A 983-nucleotide genomic window follows, 5' to 3' on the forward strand; every position below is an offset into this window, starting at 1 on the left:
GGGTAGCGCCGGTAGCGCACGTACCGGCCGATGGTGGCCGACGTGCCGCCGGTACCCGCGCCGACCACGATCCACGTCGGCACCGGGTGCTCCTCCAGCGCCAGCTGCTCGAAGATCGACTCGGCGATGTTGTTGTTGCCGCGCCAGTCGGTGGCGCGCTCGGCGTAGGTGAACTGGTCCATGTAGTGGCCGCCGCACCGGCGGGCGAGGCTCGCCGCCTCGGCGTACATGTCCGCAGGGTCGTCCACGAAGTGGCAGCGCCCGCCGTACCACTCGATCAGAGCGATCTTGCTCTCGCTGGTGCTGCGCGGCATGACGGCGACGAACGGCAGTCCGACGAGGCCCGCGAAGTAGGCCTCGCTCACAGCGGTGGAGCCGCTGGACGCCTCGACGATCGTGGTGTCAGGGCCGATCCAGCCGTTGCAGAGGGCATAGAGGAACAGCGACCGCGCGAGCCGGTGCTTGAGGGAGCCGGTCGGGTGGACCGACTCGTCCTTGAGGTACAGCTCGATGCCGGGGGCACCCGGCAGAGGGCAGACGTGGAGGTGGGTGTCGGCGCTTCGGTTGGCGTCGGCATCGACCCGCCGTACGGCTTCGTCGACCCAGGCCCGCCGCTGCGCGGACGAGCGAGGCACGGCCTCAGTCCACGTCTTCGGCGCCGCGCGCCGCCTCGAGCCGGTCGTTCATCTTGTCGGCGCGGGCCTTGAGCGACACGGCAACCTCCTCGCGGAGGCCTCCGAGCAGGAGGAACGAGGCCACCGCCGAGATGGCCAGGGCGATGAGAGCGACCCACAGCACCGTGACGTCGCTGACCTCGAGCCAGATCGACGACACGAGACCCACGACGACGAACGCGACGGCGAAGAATCCCAGTCGCGCGAGGGTGTACCGGACGAAGGCGCTCACATGTCGAGGATACCCGGGCCGCGCACTCAGCTGTCCTGCGGACCTATCACCGGAGGCGGCGTCCCGGCGGGCGAGGA

General features: G+C 70.1%; 2 protein-coding genes. Both read right to left on the reverse strand.

The genetic code is table 11. The features are described 5' to 3' along the window. On the reverse strand, positions 1–635 hold a 635-nt coding region (locus tag PV363_RS17815), incomplete at its 3' end, for a pyridoxal-phosphate dependent enzyme (RefSeq protein ID WP_301023096.1). Positions 636–639: 4 nt separating this feature from the next. Continuing rightward, positions 640–906, reverse strand: coding sequence for a DUF4229 domain-containing protein (locus PV363_RS17820; protein WP_301023097.1), 267 nt, complete (start codon positions 904–906; stop codon positions 640–642). Positions 907–983 lie beyond the last annotated feature (77 nt).

Origin of the sequence: Mumia sp. (assembly GCF_028803055.1) — a bacterium.
In the GTDB taxonomy this organism is placed as follows: Bacteria; Actinomycetota; Actinomycetes; order Propionibacteriales; family Nocardioidaceae; genus Mumia.